Raw genomic sequence first — 16,111 nt, 5'->3', positions numbered from 1 at the left:
CCGCCTCGGTGAGGGTTCGGGCCGAGCGCGGGCCCGCACCCGAAGCACCGCCACCCGGGGCCGGCCGGCGCAGCCGCGCACCTGTGGAACACCCACCCGCACCGCCGATCGCTGCTGACGCCTGCCCGCAGCCGGAAACCAGAGGACCCTGCCATGCTCTCCGCCGTCCGTCTCCCGCACCGCCTGCGCCGCTCCGTCGTGCGCACCGCCACCGCCGTCGTCCTGGGAACCGTCCTGGCCGCCGGGCCGGTCCTGCTGTCGGCGCCCGCGGCGTTCGCCGACGCGCCGCCGTCGGCCGTCCTCACCGTTCAGCCCCCGGCCTCGGTCGGCTTCGCCGGCCAGCCGGTCGAGTTCACCGAGACCGTCACCAACACGGGCACCGAGACCACCTCGTACGGCCTGTCCCTGAGCACCACCAGCGAGGCGGGCACGCCGACCCCGGACGCCATCACCATCGACTACCGGGACCCGGCCGACGGCACCTGGAAGCCCGTCCCACTGGAGACCGGCACCACGGGCGGGCTGGTCGGCTACCAGGGCACGCTCCCCGGCGACCTGACCGTCGCGCCCGGGGCCACCGCCACCGTCCGGCTGCGCATCGGGGCCCCCATGGGCCGGCCCCACAACGGGTACAGCAACGGCGGGTTCCGGTCGATGGACCTGCGTTCCGCGGTGGCCGCCCTCGACGGGTCCTGGGTCGCGCTGGCCCAGGAGACCCGGACGATCGGCGTCGACTCGATCTCCGCCTCGCTGGGCCCGGTGCCGGCCACGGCCGTCGCGGGCGGCGAGCCGATCGAGTTCGACGCCGTCCTGGCCAACCCCACCCCCTCCGCGTACGCCAACCTCGGCCGCGTCCTGTTCACCGACCCGCACGCCACCGTCCAGGTCCGCCGGGCCGACGGTTCCTGGAACACCCTGGCGCCGGTCCGCGGGAGCGACCCCGACGGGAAGCCGGGTGTCTACCTGGAGGGCCGTGACTCCGGTATCGGCGCGGGTGCCACGGCGACCACCCGCGTGCGGGTGTCCTACGACGCGACCACCCCGGTCGGTGCGACCCCGCTGACCCCCTGCACCTTCGTCAACGAGCCTGCGGCCCAGCCGTTCCAGGGGACGACCATGTGCGTCCGGGGCGCCGTCGTGGAGATCACCGCCCCGAAGGCGACCGCCTCACCCGAGCCGACCGCCACCGCCACCGCCACGGCCACTGCGACGGCCACGGCCGTGCCGACCACGCCCGGCACGCCCGTGCCGACCGCTCCGGCCCCGGCGACCAGCAGCGCCACTCCTGCGGCGGCCGTCCCGTCCGCCACGAGTTCCCCGGCCCCGGTCCGTGCTGTCGCCCCGGCCCCGGCGGTCCCGGTGGCGGTGGCCCCGGTGGCGGCAGCCGCCCCGGTCGGAGGTGAGCTCGCCAGCACCGGTTCCGACGGGTCCGCGGCTCTCCTGGGCACGGCCGGCGGCCTGTCCGTGATCGGCGGCGGCGCCCTCTGGCTGGCCCGCCGCCGACGCGCCTGAACCCCGGCGACACGGGGAGCGCCGGAACACGGCTCCCCGGTGGCCGGGCCCGCTGACGGCGCGCTCGGTCCCCGGGGCCGCCCGCCGCCGCTCGCGGCCTGCGGTTCGCCCTCAGGCGTCGATCCGCCGGACGACGACTTCGTACTGGTCGACCGAGCCGTCCCAGCGGGCCACCAACGGCCCGCCGTCCTGCTCCTCCTCCATCTCGTAGAGGCAGAGGGCGAGGTCGTGCGACTCCGGGTCGCAGAAGGCCGCCAGGTAGTCGCGCAGGCGGTCGTCCTCGACGGCCGCGATCCGGTCGTGGGCCTCGCCGTCCACCTCGTCGGCTGAGTCGCCGAGACCGGCGGGCACGCCGTCCGGGCCGGTGACGCCCAGGAGACCCGTGGCGGCGCGCAGCGCGTCGAGGAGGGTGTCGGCGGAGGCTATCCGGCCCTCCCACAGCCTCCACGCCCCGCCTGGCAGGTCGGCCGAGGCGAGGTCGAGCCCGTGACGGTCCGCCAGCCGACCCAGGTCGGCTCCCAGGACCGCGCCGGTCCAGGACGGCGACAACGCGACGAGGTCGTCGGCGAAGGCGTCGGGAAACTTCGCCGGCTCGACCAGGAAATAGGAGCGGCTCGCGTCGAAGACCAGCTCCGTGGCGTCGAGGTCGCCGGGCGGGGTGAGCAGCAGGTGCGCCGTGACCACGGGTTCCTTCCCCGCCAGCGCGGCCCCGCCCACCCAGACCGGATCCCGGTCCAGCTCGCTCTCCAGGATGAAGTTGCCGCTGAAGTAGGCGCCGTAGCGGGCGGCGGGGTCGTACGCGGAGAGCGGTCGGCCGAGGACCTGGCCGAAGGAGTGGGCGAGTACTGCCTCCCAGTCGTCGGGGGCGGCGGGGCGGGTGGTGTCCTGCGTCATGGTCGGGGCTCCAGGGGCAAGGCGGGGTAGCGGTGCGTCGGAGGAATTGAACCGCACGGGTCCGACAATCGGGCCGAGGAACCGGACGGGCCAACCGGCGTGCGGACGGGCGGCTTTGGATGATGCCCGGCACGGCAGGGGCTCGCCGGGGCCGGCGCGCGGACGGTCGCCTCGCGCCGAGAGAAGGGAGTTGTCGTCGACCGACGCACTGTGGGCGCGGCCCGGTGGGTGGTTGACTGGACCGTATGGACCACGCGCGAGCGCTTCCTGGACGCACCGCCCTCGTTCGACGGGGCGCCGCGTCATGACCGCCGGTAATGTGCCGTCCCGTTCCGGCCCTGCTCCCGAGGCCGGAGGCGCTCCCCCTTTCGATCCCGAACTGAGCGTGGCCCTGGCGGCTTTGGGAGCCGGGGTGAGGGATCCGTTGACCCCGGAGAACCTGACGGCCCGGCAGGAGGCGGACGTGGCGGCACGGCCCGCGCCGACGGACCGGGAGCTCGGCGCCGGCGGCCGCTTCGAGGTGGACGAGCTGCGTGTGCCGGGCGCGCCGGGCGGCCCGGACATCACGCTCGTGCGTGTGCGGCCCACCGGGGTCGCCGGGCCGCTGCCGTTCCTCTACTACATGCACGGCGGCGGGATGGTCATGGGCAACGCCCGGTCCGTGCTTCCTCCGCTGCTCGGTGAAGGGGCCCTCCCGCCGGAGCTGGCCGTCGTCTCGGTCGAGTACCGCCTGGCCCCGCGGACGCCGTACCCCGGGCCGGTGGAGGACTGTTACGCCGGATTCGCCTGGACGGTCGAGCACGCGGCCGAACTGGGCCTCGACGCGGACCGCGTGGTCGTCGGGGGCAAGAGCGCCGGCGGCGGGCTGGCTGCCGCGCTCGCCCTCCTCGCGCGCGACCGGGGCGGGCCCGTACCGATCGGGCAACTGCTGCTGTGCCCGATGCTGGACGACCGCAACGACACCTTCTCCGGCCACCAGATGGCCGGCATCGACACCTGGGACCGAACCTCCAACGCGACCGGGTGGCAGGCGCTGCTGGGGGACCGGTGCGGCGCCGCCGACGTGCCGCCCTACGCAGCTCCCGCCCGCGCCACCGATCTCTCCGGGCTGCCCCCGGCCTACCTCGAGGTCGGGTCGGCCGAGACCTTCAGGGACGAGGGCGTCGCCTATGCCGATGCCATCTGGCGGGCCGGCGGGCAGGCCGAACTCCACGTCTGGCCCGGTGCGTTCCACGGCTTCGACACCCTCGCTCCGCAGGCGGCGCTCAGCCAGGACGCCCGGAACGCCCGCGCCCGCTGGCTCCGGCGCATCCTGGCACAGCCCCGTCCGGGCGGCGGATCCCGGCGGCTGAGCAGGGTGGACGGCGGCCGGGCGGTCCGCCCCCGGAGGCCCCGACGGGCATCACCGACCTCCTCCGCCGAAGGAGTGGATGCGACGGTGCGGGACCCGGCGCCCCGACCCACGGAGGGCTCCGATCCGGCGGTCCGGCACGGGGCCGCCCTGGGGCGTTCCGCCGGGGAGGACGCGGTGCTGTCCGGCGAGCCCCGGCGACCCGGGGTATCCGGCGAACTCCCCCTGCCGACCCGTTGACGAGGCCGGCGGTCGCCGCGGTCACCCGGTCCGTCCGGCGGGCGGGCCGCGGTCACCAGCCGTGCGGCACGCGTTCCAGGACGCCGCCCGCGAACACGTCGTACAGCGGCAGGGTCTCCAGGTGCACGTATCCGATGTGGCAGTCGCAGACCGGGAGCGGGCAGGCGCGGGGACCGAGCCGGGCCCGGTAGGAGTCGTCGTAGAGGTTGCCGAGCTCCTCACGGACGAAGTGGCAGCGGCGGACGGTGCCGTCGCCGTCCACCGAGAGGACGGACTCGCCGGTGCGGCAGGGGCGGCCGGCGCTGGGGTGGGCGTGCCGGCTGTAGCCGAAGTGCGGATCGACGGCGGCCCAGCGGGCGGCCTCGGCGTCGGTGTAGGTCAGGCCCTCGGCGGCGTTGATCCACAGGTAGACGGCCGGCGACAGCTCGGCGCGCAGCCGCCGGGCCGCCTCCAGGTGCTCGGGCTGCCCGACCACGCCGACGCTGTAGCGCACGCCCAGCGCGTCCAGTTCACGGCACTTGCCGAGGAAGCGGTCGTGGTCCGTCTGCCCGGGGTGGTAGGTGACCCAGAGCGCCAGGGTGGCGAGGTCGGCCTCGGCCAGCCAGCCGGTGCGGCAGCTGAGGTTGGTCTGGATCGCGACCCGTCGGACGTGCGGCAACCGGCTCAGCTCGACCAGCGCCCGCCGGTACCAGGACCGGACCAGCCCCTCGCCCCAGGGGGTGAACAGCACGGAGAGGGTGTCGCCGGTGCCGGCCCGGCCGGTGGCCCAGGCGCTGAACCGCTCCAACGCGGCGCGGTCGGAGCGCAGTTGTCCGGGAGTGTCGCGCCGCTTGGCGAACGGGCAGTAGGGGCAGGCGTAGTCGCAGGAGGAGAGCGGGCCGCGGTAGAGGAGGGTGAGGTCGAGCCCGGTCGCCGGCCCTGCTGAACTCCCGGCCGCCGGCTCGGGCTTGGGGCCGGTCGTCGGGCCGGTCGTCGGGCGGGCGGAGGGCATGCCGAGGAAGGTCATTTCGCCTCGTACGCGGCCATCAGCGTGCGGACCTCGGGCGAGAAGAGCATCGGACCGACCGCGTCCGAGTGCGCCAGTCCTTCGGGGGAGAGCGCCAGCCGGCCGGGGGCGTCGACGCCGGGGGAGAGCCAGCCGCGGGCCTCGAAGTCGGCCAGCTCGACCGGGAAGTCCTCGGCGGGGGTGCTGCCGAACCGGGCCCGGTACTCGGCCACCGGGAGGCCGTCGGCCTGGAGCAGCGACTGGACGAGGTGCCTCCGCCGTGCCTCGTCCGGGGTCATCGCCCGGCCGACCACGGCGTGCCGGAACTCCTCGGTGGCGACATAGTCGTCGATGATGCGGCGGACCTCGGTGGCGTCGACCGCGTAGTCGAAGGAGTAGTGCAGCCGGGAGGTGTACGAGCGGGCCCCGCAGCCGAGGCCGACCATGCCGTCGGTCTGGCAGGCGTACTCGCCGCTGCCGGCCTGCGGGGAGGCGGCGCGGCGGAACATCCGCATCGACACCTGCTGGTAGCCGTGGGCGAGCAGGTGGTCGCGGCCGGCCCGGTAGAGCGCGAGCCGCCGGGCGTCCCACTGGGCCGTGCTCTCCGGCTCCGCGCGTCGGGCCAGACCGGTCAGCGGGCGGACGTAGAGCGGGTAGAGGTACAGCTCCTCCGGCTGCCAGACGAGTGCGGCGTCCAGTGAGTGGAGCCAGCTGGCCTCGGTCTGACCGTCGATGCCGTAGATGAGGTCGATGTTGAGGACGGGGAATCCGGCGGCGCGGATCCGTCCGAGCGCGGCTTCGACGTCGGCGCGCTTCTGCGGGCGGACCGCCGAGCGGGCCTCGGCGTCGACGAAGGACTGCACGCCCAGGCTGAGCCGGGTGGCTCCCCGGGCGGCGAGCACCTCCAGGCGGTCGGCGGTGGCGGTCGCGGGTGAGGCCTCCACCGAGAGCGGGATCGCCCGCAGGTCGGCGCCCATCCGGTGCTCGGCGATGTCGCAGAGCCGTTCCAGCTCCGCCGCGTCGAGGTAGGTGGGGGTGCCGCCGCCGAACGCGGCCAGCGCGAACCGGGCCCCGTCGTCGAGCGCCGCGCGGACGGCGTCCGCCTGGCGGTCGAGGGCGTCCAGGTAGGCGGTGGTCAGGCCGTCCGGGCCGCCGATCCGGGTGAAGAGGTTGCAGAAGCCGCAGCGCACCTCGCAGAACGGGATGTGGAGGTAGAGGGAGAGCGCGTGCTGGGGCTCGCCGGCCCACAGGTCACGCAGCGCGGGGCGGTCCGACAGCGTGCGGTACGCGGTCTTGTGCGGGTAGGCGTAGACGTAGGACCGGTACGGCGATTCGGGTGCCGCGGGGCTCGAAGGAGTCGCGGGGGAGGCCCGGTGCGACGGTCCGGCGGGCCGGGCGGGGGCGGTGGTCATACGGTCTCCTCGGCGGCATCGTCGTCGGTGGTGGCGGCCGTGGTGGCGGCGTCGGTGGCGTCGACGCGGGCGCCGGCTGCCTCGGTGTGCGCGGGGAGCGTGAAGTGCGCGTACGGGACGGTCCAGACGACCTCGTGGCCGATCCGGTGCCCGGTGTAGCCGTCCTCGCCGTAGGCCGTGCCGTGGTCGGAGCAGACGATCGCGAAGCAGGGGCGGCGTGCGCTCATCGCCGCGAAGAGGCGGCCGATGTGGGCGTCCACGTAGGTGAGGGCGGCGGCGTGGCTCTCCCGGCTGTCGCCGTGTTCGCGCGTGGCGCCGGGCAGGTGGAACCAGTTCGGCTGGTGCAGTGCCGAGACGTTGAGGAAGAGGAAGAGCGGGCGGTCGGCGGGCTGTTCGGCGGTCACCTGCTCGGCGCGGGCGACCTGTGCCTCGAAGGAGGTGGGCGAGGGGACTCCCATCTCCGGTGCCCAGTGGCTCTCCTGGAAGAGGCCGGGCAGTACCGAACCCAGCGGTCCCTGTTTGTTGAAGAAGCCGACCCCGCCGATGCAGACCGTCCGGTACCCGGCGGTGCCGAGCGCACCCGGAAGGTCCGCGGCGTCGAACACCCAGGTGAGCGGCGCGGTGGTCTCGGAGCCGGCGAACCGGGCGGCGAACAGACGCGGGTGCGGCCCGTCCGGCGAGGCCGGGGTCGGCAGGAACCCGGCCAGGATCGCCTGGTGGGAGGCGTAGGTGAAGCTGCCGGGGGAGTGCCGCTTCTCCCAGCGCCCCCCGGGGAGGTGGGCGGCCAGGTTCGGGAGCCGCCCCGCGGCGGCCAACTCCTCGGCGACGTCGAACCGCAGGGTGTCCAGGGTGACGAGGAGCAGGTTGTGGCTGCCCACGACGGCGTTCATGTCCGGGCCGCCCGCCGGAGCGTCTCCGGGCACGACGACGGGCGCGGGGGCGACGGGCGCGAACATGGTGGGCGTGGGCGCGGTGGGCCGGGTGGTCCGGTGGTTCATCGGGGCTGTTCCGTACCTGGGTGGTGCGTCGGATCCTGCCCGGGGCCGGGCAGGAGGAGGGCGGCGAGCTGGGCGGCGTAGGTGTCCAGGCCCTCGGCCGGCCCGCCGGGCAGACCGGTGAGGTCGGGCAGCAGGTCACCGAAGGCGTTGACCTCGCCCACCAGTGCCCGCCGCCAGTCGGCGACGGGAAGCACGTCGACACCGACCATCGGGGAGTTCGGGAAGCACCGGGCCGCCCGCTCCGCCGTCTCCAGGAGCGCGGGCCACGCCGGGCCGGCGGCCTCCCGGGCCAGCGCCAGGCTGCCGCGGGAACCGCCGAGGTGCAGGTTGGTCATCGGCTGCGGGCTGGTGCGGACCACCACGTGGGTGGCCCGTCCGGCGATCACGACGACCCGGAGGTCGGCGGAGCGGCCCGACTGGGCGGCCTTCGGGACCCACTGCTCGACGTGCAGTCCGTCCGGGGCGAGCCGGTCGACCAGCTCGGCCACCACGGGCTCGTCCCGGTAGCGGCGGACCTGCAGCGAGTTGTGGAGCTCCCCGCCGGCCAGCTCCACCGAGGTGGTCGCCTGCACCTGGCCGCGGGGGCCGAACTCCAGCGCCACCACCCCCGAGGCGGAGGAGCCGTGGGAGGGTTTGAGGAAGACCCGCCGCAGCCCGGCGACCGCCAGCCGCTCGCGCAGGTCCTCCCAGCCGGTGGCGGCGGCGCCGCCGAGCGCCCGGGGCACCGGTACGCCGGCCGCCGACAGCAGCGCGTGCGTGCGCCGCTTGTCGAACATCACGGCGATCTCCCCGGGGTCGCCGAGCAGCCGGACACCGGGTGCCTGCTCCAGCGCGCGCAGTGCGGTCGTCACCCGCGCGTACCAGGCCGCTCCGCCCTCGACCCTGGTCGGCGCGTAGCCGTCGCCGAGGGCAGGCCCGCGCAGCAGCGCGTCCACGGCCTCGTCCTCGCCGGGCGACTCGATCCGCACCAGGCTCCCCCCGGGCAGCCGGTGGGTACCGTGCAGCACGTCGATCCAGGGCAGCACGGTGGGTTCCGGCAGCCCGGCGGCACGTGCGGCGGCGGCGAACAGCGTCACCCGGCGGTGGCCCGGGTTGCCGAGCACGGTCAGTCGCCCGGACGCCGGGAGCCGGTGGCCGCCCCGGGCGGGGCCGGTGGTGCCCGCCGGGCGGGTAGCCGCGGCGTCGATGCCCGTGCCCGTGGCGATGCCGCCGCCCGTGGCGGTGTCCGTGTGCGCGGTGGGGGCCGCGGCCGGAGGCGGGGGCCCGGGGCGGGAGGTCGTCATCGCCGCCCGCCTACTCGGCCACCGCGACGTAGCGCCACTCGCTGTCCGGATCCTCCGGCTCGGAGAGGTCGATCGCCACGCCGGGCAGGGAAGCGCGAATCCGTTCCTGCATCGCGTCGGTGAGGTAGTGGTGGTGCAGGTCGAGCGTCCTGAGGTGGGTGAGCGGCTGGCCGTCCAGGAGCGCGGCCGCGCCCTCGTCGGTCAGCGTGCCCATCGAGAGGCCGAGCGTCCTCAACCGGGCCACCACGGGGGCGTGGGCGACGGCGGCGGCGATCTCGTCCTGGAACATGCTGTTCTGCAGCCGGAGGTGGCGCAGCGCCGGCAGCCGGGTGCCGTCGAGGAACGGCGTCAGGTCGTCAAGGTCGGAGCTGCCGCCGTGGTCGTCGACACCGAGCCAGAGCTCCAGCCCCTCCAGGGCCGGCAGCTCGCTCGCCGCGACCCCCCGGACCAGCTCGGCCGACAGGCCGCCGGCCTCGAAGCGGAGGTCCACCAGACGGTCGTGCCGGACGGGGCTGAGCCGCAGCCCGTTGCCGCCGCGCACCACCAGCTCGGTCAGCTGCGGGAACGCCGTCACCACCGGAGTGATGTCCGACATCTCCAACCAGGAGATCTCGCAGTCCTCGTACGTCACGTCGGCGATGAAGAGTGCCTCCAGCGCGCTGAGCCGCGTGGCGTCACCGGCCAGGGTGGCGAGCATCTGCTCAGCCGGTTCGTGGTCGTGCGGCCACCACGTACCGATGACCAGTGCGCGCACGGAGGCCGGGTCGACGGTGGCCAGGAAGTCCGCCCAGAGCGCGTCGAACCCGCCCTCCGCGGCGTACTCCACCGACAGCCGCCACGCGACGGCGCCGGGCTCCGGGAGGGTGTCCGGGCCGCTCCGGTCGGTGGGGAACCCGACGACCGGCAGACCGTGGAACTGCTCGTTGGTAGAGGTGATCATGGTGCCCCCCTGGGCTGGACGACTGACGGGTGGTGGGGAGGTGGTCCTTCCGCGGCCGGGTTACTCGGAGACCGCCACGTAACGCCACTGGTCGTCGGGCTTGCCGCCCCCGGAGAGGTCGACCGACACCCCGTGCAGCGCCTCGCGCAGCCGCTGCTGCATCGCGTCGGTGAGGTAGTGGTGGTGCAGGTCGAGCGTCTTGAGGTGGGTGAGCGGCTGGCCGTCCAGGAGCGCGGTGGCGCCCTGGTCGGTGAGCACGCCCATCGAGAGGTCGAGCGACTCCAACCGGGCCACCACGGGGGCGTGGGCGACGGCGGCGGCGATCTCGTCCTGGATCGCGCTGTTCTGGAGGCCGAGGTGGCGCAGCGCCGGGAACCGGGTGCCGTCGAGGAACGGCGCGAGGTCGTCGAGGGCGGTGTCGCCGCCGTAGTTCGGCACGCCGAGCCAGAACGCCAGCCGCTCCAGCGCGGGCAGCTCGCTCGCCGCCACCGCCCGCGGCACCCCGACCGGGAGCCCGCCCGACTCGAAGCGCAGCGCCCGCAGGTGTTCGTGGCGCACCGGCTTCAGCGACACCCCGTCCCCGTCGACGCTCTCCCCGGAGGCGCCGCGCACCACCAGCTCGGCGAGCAGCGGGAACGTCGTCAGCAGCGGCGTGACGTCGACCATGTCGATCCAGGAGATCTCGTTCTCCTCGTACGTGATGTCCCCGACGAACAGGCCTCGCAGCGCCGGCAGCCGGTCGGCGGCGCCCAGGATCGCGGCCAGCGGCTCGGCGAAGCTCTCCGGTCCGTCCTTCGACCACTCGCCCACCACCACCGCGCCGACCCGGCCCGTGTCGACGGCGTCCAGGAACTGCTGCCAGCGCTCGACCCAGCCCGTGGAGGCGTCGAACTCGACGGCGACCTTCCAGGCCACCGCGCCGGGCTCCGGCAGCTCGCCGCCCTCGTCGACGGCCGCGACGAAGTCGAAGACCGGCAGGCCGTGGAACTCCTCGATGTGCTTGTTGACCGTCATGCGCTGCTCCTGGAGGTGTCGGTGCGGGCCGAACAAGTGTCTACCAGGCGGGTCGGACAATCCGGTGGCCGGGGCGGAAACCGGGCGCGTCACGGCGGCGGCGCCGGCCGCCGGCGGGCCCCGCGCCCGGCCCGGACCGGCCGTTGTCAGTCCCCTGTCCTAAGGTCCGGGGCGTGGGATTCCGATGGTCCGTCGGACCGGTCGAGGAGGACTGATGTACCGCCAGGGTGACGTGCTGATCGTGCCGGTGGAGGAGTCGGCGGTGCCGACACGGGTGGGCTCGCTGGCCCCGCAGCCCCGGGACGCGCGGGGCAGGCTGGTCCTCGCGCTGGGCGAGGTGACGGGCCATGCCCACGCCGTGGTCGGCCCGGGGGAGCTGCGTCGCGAGGCGGGGCCGTTCGGCGCGGCCTGGCTGCACCTCGTCGAGGGCGGCCGGGTCGTGCACGAGGAGCACGCGGCGATACCGCTGCCCAAGGGCTGGTACCGGGTGGTCCGCCAGCGCGAGTACGTGCCGGGATCGGTCCGCGTCGTCGCGGACTGACGGCGGTCGGGCGGCCGGGCCGCCGGGTCCACGGTGCCCGCGACCTCGGCGGGGCCCGGGGTGCACGGCGGTACAGGGCGCTGCACGCAACGGAACGACGGAACGGAACGGACGTGGGGTGCCCGGGTCGGGTGCCCGGCCCGGGATCGGAGTGTGTGATGACGGCGGCGGAAGCGGTGGAGACGGTGCGGACGGCAGTGGACCGCGGGGTGGCCGGACCGGCCGAGGTGACGGCCCGTTGGCGGGCGGGAGCGGCGGCCACCGGCCCGGCCGACCGGGACGGGGTCGAGCGGGCCGTGCGGGCCGCGTACCGGGCCGTGGGGCTGGCGGAACCGGCCGACATCCGGTGGTTCGGCTCGCCGCTGGCGGCTGCGGCGACGGCGCTGGAGCTGCACGGCTCCGGCGCGGTCACCGTGCGCGAGACGGTCCGGACCAGGCCGTGGGACGCGGTCCGGGGCCGGGCGGTCGAACGGGTCGGCGCGGGCGGCTGGGCACCGCTCTGGGCGCTGACCGGCGGTGAGCTCGGCCCGGTGACGAACGCGCTGGCCGACCGGATCCGCAACGCCGTGCTCGACCGGCTCGCCCCCGAACCCGACACGGAGGAGGAGCCGGACGAGGTGGTCGATGCGGCCCTGCAGCGCCGCACCGCCGTCCGGCTCGCCCTGCTGGAGTCCGTCCGGGGCCAGCACGACGCACCGTGGTTCGCCGCCTTCGAGGCGGCCGGGGTCCTGGGACCGGCTCCGGGCGATCCGAGCGGTACCGCGGACCGGGACGGCGCCGGTGGGGCGATCGCCGCGCTGGCCGAGGTGGCGCTCGGTGTCGGCTGGTGGTGGCCGTACGAGGACGTGGTGCTGATCAGCGAGCGGCCGGTCGAACTGCACCGTGACGAGGCCGGCCGCCCGGACCGGGCCGACGGACCCGCCGTCGCGTACGCCGACGGCTTCGCCCTGCACGCGTGGCGCGGCATGCCCGTCCCGGCCGAGTTCCTGGCGGGTCTCGGCTCCGTCACCGTCGAGCGGATCCGCACCGAGGAGAACGCCGAGCTGCGCCGTGTCCTGCTGGAGCACTACGGCTACGAGCGGTACCTCGCGGACTCCGGCGCCGAGCCGCTGCACCGTGACGGGACCGGGGTGCTCTGGCGGATCCAGCTGCCCGACGACGAGCCGGTGGTGATGGTGGAGGTGGTCAACTCGACCGCCGAGCCCGACGGCACCTTCCGGACGTACTGGCTGCGGGTCCCGCCCGGCACCCGCACCGCCCGGGCCGGGGTGGCGTGGACCTTCGGGGTGCCCGAGGAGGAGTACCACCCGCAGCGCGAGACCTGATCGGGCTGGGGGAGGGACTCCAGGTCGGTCGAGTACCGGCGCGAGGCCCTGCGGACGCTCCACCGGCTCCGGAAGCCGGTGCCGGCCGAGTGAGGTCCCGGCGCACACGACACCGCCCGCGCCGGAGGGGGGCGCGGGCGGTGTCGTAGGTCAGAGTGGGGGAGTCAGGAAACGTTGTTGGCGTTGAAGGCGCCGATGATGGCGTCGCCGCCGGTGTTGTAGATGTCGCCGCCGGCGAGCTGGTTGCCGGTGCCGATGACGGTGATGGTGGTGACGGTGACGGTGTCGCCGCCGTCGGCGAAGGCCTGGGTCGGGACGGCGACGGCGCCGACGGCGGCGAGGAGAACGGCGAAGGTGCGGACGGTGCGGTACATGGTGGTATCCCTTCGTAGACCAACTGTGTGGTGAACACTAGGGACCCGGGTCGGGCCACCGGAGGGAATGTCACTCGAATGGGGTGAGCTGCGTGTCGTCCAGGCCCTTCCGGCGTTGTCGGCGGTCGCAGCGCCGCCGCACGCGGGCCGCACGTGGGCCGGGCGCGGGGCCGCTGCGACGGTCCCCGACTCAGTCCAGGGCCGGCCGGTACACGGTGAGCGCCTGGCGGGCCTTGGCCAGCCGCAGCGCACCGGCCGCGGGGACGGACTCGCCGTCGACCGCGATCCGGTCGGCGCTCCCCAGCGCGTCGAGGTCGAGGGCGCCGAGACGGGCGGAGTGGTAGACCCGGGAGCGGGAGAGGGTCCCGGAGAGGAAGGCGGCGGCGAGCCTGGTCCGGCCGAACGGGCTACCGCCGTCCACGATCCGGATGTCCAGCAGGCCGTCGGCGAGACCGGTCCGGTGGGTCGGGGCGAAGCCCGGCGGGTCGTACGCGCCGTTGCCCGCGAACAGCAGCCAGAGCCGCCGGTCGCGGCCGCCCGCCCGGACGGTGACCGGTTCGGCGGCGGCCAGCACCCGGACCACCGCCACCGCGAGCGCCGGCCACTTGCCCAGCCGCCCCTCCAGCGACTCCCGCACCCTGACCAGCTCGGGGTAGACGCCCAGACTGAAGGTGTTGAGGAAGTGCCGCCGCTCGGTGTCGTCGGCGGCGATACCCAGGTCCACCCCGCAGGCGGTCCCGGCGGCCACGGCCGCCGCGGTCGCCTCCGGCCCGTCGATGCCGAGGTCCAGGGCGAAGTGATTGAGCGTGCCACCGGGGAACACCGCGAGCGGGAGGTTCCGCTCGACCGCGAGCCCGGCGGCCAGGTTCACGCTGCCGTCGCCGCCGCAGACCCCGAGCGCCCCGCCGGCCGCCGCGGCGCGGTCGGCCGCCTCGGTCAGCAGCGTGGGAAGGTCGTCGTCGGGTCCGCAGACCCGGACGTCGGCCCGCGTGAGGAGCGTGCGCAGCAGCTCCGCGGTCTCCTCCGGTCCGGCGGGCGTCAGGGCGCCGCTGCCGGAGCCGCTGTTGACCACGACCGACAGCCCGGCTCCCTCGGGCAGCGCCGGGGCCGCGCGGCGGGGCGGGCCCGCGGGCGGTGGCACGTCGGACGACCTGGGCCACCATCGCAGGGTGAGCGCGGCGAGCGCGGAGCCGAGCGCGAACCCGGCCAGCACGTCGCCCGGGTAGTGCGCACCGGTGTAGACCCGGGACGCCCCGACGGCCAGCGCCGCCGGCACCACCACGGCCGCGGCCGCCGGGGACTCGATCGCGACCGCGGTGGCGAAGGCGGCGGCGGAGGCCGAGTGGCCCGAGGGGAACGAGGTGGTGATCGGCTGGCGCAGCAGGCGGCGGGCGGCCGGCACCGGGTCCAGCTGCGGACGCGGACGCCGGGTCAGCTGTTTGGCGGCGATGTTGGCCACCGTGGAGGCGAGCGCCAGCGAGCCCACCCCGCGCAGGGCCGCCCGCCGGCCGGCCCGTCCGCCGACGGCCCCCAGCACGGCGGCGGTGCCGAACCAGAGCACGCCGTGGTTGGCGGCCCGGCTCAGTCCGCGCATCCACGGCGCGGTCCGCCGCCCGGTGCCGCGCGAGCGGGCCGTGGCGATCCGCGTGAACAGGGCTTGGTCGAGTACGTCCAGTCGCCTCATCCACGTGAGCCTAGACAGGGTCGGCCCGGAATGCGAGGTCGGGACCTGCTCCGAGCGTCTCGCAACCGGTGGTGGACCGGGGGGAGTCGTTCGGGGAACGCGCCCGGACGGCCGGGCACCCCACCGGTGACGGCCGGTCGGACCCGTCCCGGCCGAAGCTGAGTACGGGTACTCAGGCGCACCGCAGCGGGCTCCCGCAGACTGGCCGACAACACTGCGAAACCGTCACAAGGACCACACCACCGCCATGATCAGTCGCACCGCAGCGTTCCTCGTCCCCGCTCTCGGCCGTCTCCAGGTCACCGCCGAAGGCTCCGAACTCCCCGCCCCCGGCAGCATCGTCGCGGCCAACCACACCTCGCTCGCCGACCCGGTCGTCGTGTTCGCCGCCCTGCACCGTCTCGGCATCCGGCCGGTCGTGCTGGCGACGGCCGGGCTCTGGCGGATCCCGGCGCTCGGGCAGCTGCTGCGTCGCGAGGGGCACATCGCCGTCCACCGGGGTACCGCGCGGGCCTCCGAGGCCCTCGACGCAGCCGCGGAGGCACTCGCCGCCGGGCGGGTCGTCCTGATCTACGGAGAGGGCGGGCTGCCCCGCCGCCGGGACTCCGGTGAGCAGCCGCCGGGGCCCTTCCGCAGCGGCCTGGCGCGGCTTGCCCGCGCCGCCGACGCTCCGGTGGTCCCGCTCGGCCAGGCGGGCTCCCGGCGGCTCACGTCGGGCGGCTCGTTCAAGCAACTGGCGGGCCTGGCCACCGCACCGGTCCGCCGTCCGACCCTCCACGTCCACCTCGGTGCGCCGGTCCGGCTGGCCGGCGACGCCGTCGAGGCGACGGCCGCGGCCCACCGTGCCGTCACGGCGGCCTGGACCGTTGCCGCGCGCCGGGCCGAGGCCGCCTGAGCCGGCGGGGTCCGGGGGGCGGTTCCGGGCGTTTCCGGTCGGGCGGGTGACGGGCCGTCGACGGCCGGGGACCGGCGCGGGAGCGGCAGTGTCAGTGCCGTGCCCTACGGTCACGGAACGGCCGGGGGCGCACGGAGACGAACGGACTGTTCTCGGCGATCGCCCGCACGGTGGTGGTGGTCGACGACACGGAGGCGGCGCTGACCTTCTACCGTGACGGGCTGGGCCTCACGGTGCTCTTCGACGGTGAGGCCGACGGCCACCGTCCGCTGCACGCGGGGCTGTCGGACGGGGCGGGGCTCTGGCTGATGCCGGAGGAGTCGCCCGAGGCGCGGGCGGCGGCGGGGCGGCAGACCGGCGGGCTGCCGTTGCCGGCCCTCCACACCGCGGACCTCGACCGGGTGGAGGCCCGGCTCGCCGAGCTCGGGGTGTCCACCCCACCCGGGGTACCGGACGGTGGCCCGGACCGTTCACCGCACTTCCGGGACCTCTCCGGCAACGAGCTGGTCGCCGCCCGGCTCGCCTGAGCCGGAGGCGGCCGGTGGGGAACCCTGTGGTCCGGAACGCCGCCGTCGGGAGCCGCGCGGGCGGCGGCGATCCGATGGCGACGATCCGAGGCCGGGGCGGGGTCGGACGCGGCCGGGGGAAGCAGGGCGGACCGGA

At 75.5% G+C, this 16,111-nt stretch carries 14 protein-coding genes and 1 pseudogene; 6 read left to right on the top strand and 9 right to left on the bottom strand.

What is annotated here, in order from left to right; all coding sequences use genetic code 11:
- The first annotated feature begins 153 nt into the window (after positions 1-153).
- The gene (locus PUR61_RS22575) at positions 154-1,512 is read left to right on the top strand and encodes an LPXTG cell wall anchor domain-containing protein (protein WP_329881124.1); all 1,359 of its coding nucleotides are present in this window, start codon (positions 154-156) and stop codon (positions 1,510-1,512) included.
- A gap of 111 nt (positions 1,513-1,623) precedes the next feature.
- On the opposite strand, the gene PUR61_RS22570 is transcribed toward PUR61_RS22575, so the two are convergent.
- The gene (locus PUR61_RS22570; RefSeq protein ID WP_329881123.1) at positions 1,624-2,406 is read right to left on the bottom strand and encodes a hypothetical protein; all 783 of its coding nucleotides are present in this window, start codon (positions 2,404-2,406) and stop codon (positions 1,624-1,626) included.
- 304 nt (positions 2,407-2,710) lie between these two features.
- Between PUR61_RS22570 and PUR61_RS22565 the strand changes: the two are divergent.
- Positions 2,711-3,727: pseudogene (locus PUR61_RS22565) on the top strand (alpha/beta hydrolase); the annotation flags it as partial.
- A 322-nt stretch (positions 3,728-4,049) separates the two neighbouring features.
- Here PUR61_RS22565 and PUR61_RS22560 read toward each other — a convergent pair.
- From PUR61_RS22560 to PUR61_RS22535, 6 genes are all read right to left on the bottom strand, one after another.
- On the bottom strand, positions 4,050-4,988 hold the full coding sequence (locus tag PUR61_RS22560) for an STM4011 family radical SAM protein (protein ID WP_329881122.1): 939 nt from the start codon (positions 4,986-4,988) through the stop codon (positions 4,050-4,052).
- Positions 4,989-4,999: 11 nt separating this feature from the next.
- Positions 5,000-6,394 (bottom strand): STM4012 family radical SAM protein, encoded by a 1,395-nt coding sequence (locus PUR61_RS22555; RefSeq protein ID WP_329881120.1) that lies wholly within the window; start codon positions 6,392-6,394, stop codon positions 5,000-5,002.
- Positions 6,391-7,284 carry an STM4013/SEN3800 family hydrolase gene (locus PUR61_RS22550; RefSeq protein WP_329881324.1) on the bottom strand — a complete coding sequence of 298 codons (894 nt, stop codon included), beginning with the start codon at positions 7,282-7,284 and terminating at the stop codon, positions 6,391-6,393. The genes PUR61_RS22555 and PUR61_RS22550 overlap by 4 nt, the downstream gene beginning before the upstream one ends.
- A 104-nt stretch (positions 7,285-7,388) precedes the next feature.
- Positions 7,389-8,675 (bottom strand): STM4014 family protein, encoded by a 1,287-nt coding sequence (locus PUR61_RS22545; protein WP_329881119.1) that lies wholly within the window; start codon positions 8,673-8,675, stop codon positions 7,389-7,391.
- Positions 8,676-8,685: 10 nt separating this feature from the next.
- On the bottom strand, positions 8,686-9,615 hold the full coding sequence (locus PUR61_RS22540; RefSeq protein WP_329881118.1) for an STM4015 family protein: 930 nt from the start codon (positions 9,613-9,615) through the stop codon (positions 8,686-8,688).
- A 60-nt stretch (positions 9,616-9,675) separates the two neighbouring features.
- Positions 9,676-10,629, bottom strand: a complete 954-nt coding sequence (locus PUR61_RS22535; RefSeq protein ID WP_329881117.1) for an STM4015 family protein — start codon at positions 10,627-10,629, stop codon at positions 9,676-9,678.
- A gap of 214 nt (positions 10,630-10,843) precedes the next feature.
- On the opposite strand from PUR61_RS22535, the gene PUR61_RS22530 reads away from it, so the two are divergent.
- Both PUR61_RS22530 and PUR61_RS22525 read left to right on the top strand, forming a co-directional pair.
- Complete coding sequence (locus tag PUR61_RS22530; RefSeq protein ID WP_329881116.1) at positions 10,844-11,170, top strand: hypothetical protein; 327 nt, start codon at positions 10,844-10,846, stop codon at positions 11,168-11,170.
- A 158-nt stretch (positions 11,171-11,328) separates the two neighbouring features.
- On the top strand, positions 11,329-12,495 hold the full coding sequence (locus tag PUR61_RS22525; protein WP_329881115.1) for a DUF6745 domain-containing protein: 1,167 nt from the start codon (positions 11,329-11,331) through the stop codon (positions 12,493-12,495).
- 164 nt (positions 12,496-12,659) lie between these two features.
- On the opposite strand, the gene PUR61_RS22520 is transcribed toward PUR61_RS22525, so the two are convergent.
- Positions 12,660-12,869, bottom strand: a complete 210-nt coding sequence (locus PUR61_RS22520; RefSeq protein WP_329881113.1) for a hypothetical protein — start codon at positions 12,867-12,869, stop codon at positions 12,660-12,662.
- A gap of 190 nt (positions 12,870-13,059) precedes the next feature.
- Positions 13,060-14,553, bottom strand: coding sequence for a bifunctional phosphatase PAP2/diacylglycerol kinase family protein (locus tag PUR61_RS22515; protein WP_329881111.1), 1,494 nt, complete (start codon positions 14,551-14,553; stop codon positions 13,060-13,062).
- Between the two features lie 247 nt (positions 14,554-14,800).
- On the opposite strand from PUR61_RS22515, the gene PUR61_RS22510 reads away from it, so the two are divergent.
- Positions 14,801-15,448, top strand: coding sequence for a lysophospholipid acyltransferase family protein (locus PUR61_RS22510; RefSeq protein WP_329881110.1), 648 nt, complete (start codon positions 14,801-14,803; stop codon positions 15,446-15,448).
- Between the two features lie 170 nt (positions 15,449-15,618).
- On the top strand, positions 15,619-15,975 hold the full coding sequence (locus PUR61_RS22505; RefSeq protein WP_329881109.1) for a VOC family protein: 357 nt from the start codon (positions 15,619-15,621) through the stop codon (positions 15,973-15,975).
- The last annotated feature ends 136 nt before the right edge of the window (positions 15,976-16,111 follow it).

Origin of the sequence: Streptomyces sp. BE20, from assembly GCF_036322525.1 — a bacterium.
In the GTDB taxonomy this organism is placed as follows: domain Bacteria; phylum Actinomycetota; class Actinomycetes; order Streptomycetales; family Streptomycetaceae; genus Kitasatospora.
The sequence above is the reverse complement of the archived record's forward strand: the minus strand, read 5'-3'. Positions and strand labels throughout refer to the sequence as shown.

What these genes read in the sequence shown, in the direction of transcription:
- PUR61_RS22575 (WP_329881124.1), top strand. Translation starts at nt 154, where the DNA reads ATGCTCTCCGCCGTCCGTCTCCCGCACCGCCTGCGCCGCTCCGTCGTG.
- PUR61_RS22570 (WP_329881123.1), bottom strand. Translation starts at nt 2,406, where the DNA reads ATGACGCAGGACACCACCCGCCCCGCCGCCCCCGACGACTGGGAGGCA.
- PUR61_RS22560 (WP_329881122.1), bottom strand. Translation starts at nt 4,988, where the DNA reads ATGCCCTCCGCCCGCCCGACGACCGGCCCGACGACCGGCCCCAAGCCC.
- PUR61_RS22555 (WP_329881120.1), bottom strand. Translation starts at nt 6,394, where the DNA reads ATGACCACCGCCCCCGCCCGGCCCGCCGGACCGTCGCACCGGGCCTCC.
- PUR61_RS22550 (WP_329881324.1), bottom strand. Translation starts at nt 7,284, where the DNA reads ATGAACGCCGTCGTGGGCAGCCACAACCTGCTCCTCGTCACCCTGGAC.
- PUR61_RS22545 (WP_329881119.1), bottom strand. Translation starts at nt 8,675, where the DNA reads ATGACGACCTCCCGCCCCGGGCCCCCGCCTCCGGCCGCGGCCCCCACC.
- PUR61_RS22540 (WP_329881118.1), bottom strand. Translation starts at nt 9,615, where the DNA reads ATGATCACCTCTACCAACGAGCAGTTCCACGGTCTGCCGGTCGTCGGG.
- PUR61_RS22535 (WP_329881117.1), bottom strand. Translation starts at nt 10,629, where the DNA reads ATGACGGTCAACAAGCACATCGAGGAGTTCCACGGCCTGCCGGTCTTC.
- PUR61_RS22530 (WP_329881116.1), top strand. Translation starts at nt 10,844, where the DNA reads ATGTACCGCCAGGGTGACGTGCTGATCGTGCCGGTGGAGGAGTCGGCG.
- PUR61_RS22525 (WP_329881115.1), top strand. Translation starts at nt 11,329, where the DNA reads ATGACGGCGGCGGAAGCGGTGGAGACGGTGCGGACGGCAGTGGACCGC.
- PUR61_RS22520 (WP_329881113.1), bottom strand. Translation starts at nt 12,869, where the DNA reads ATGTACCGCACCGTCCGCACCTTCGCCGTTCTCCTCGCCGCCGTCGGC.
- PUR61_RS22515 (WP_329881111.1), bottom strand. Translation starts at nt 14,553, where the DNA reads ATGAGGCGACTGGACGTACTCGACCAAGCCCTGTTCACGCGGATCGCC.
- PUR61_RS22510 (WP_329881110.1), top strand. Translation starts at nt 14,801, where the DNA reads ATGATCAGTCGCACCGCAGCGTTCCTCGTCCCCGCTCTCGGCCGTCTC.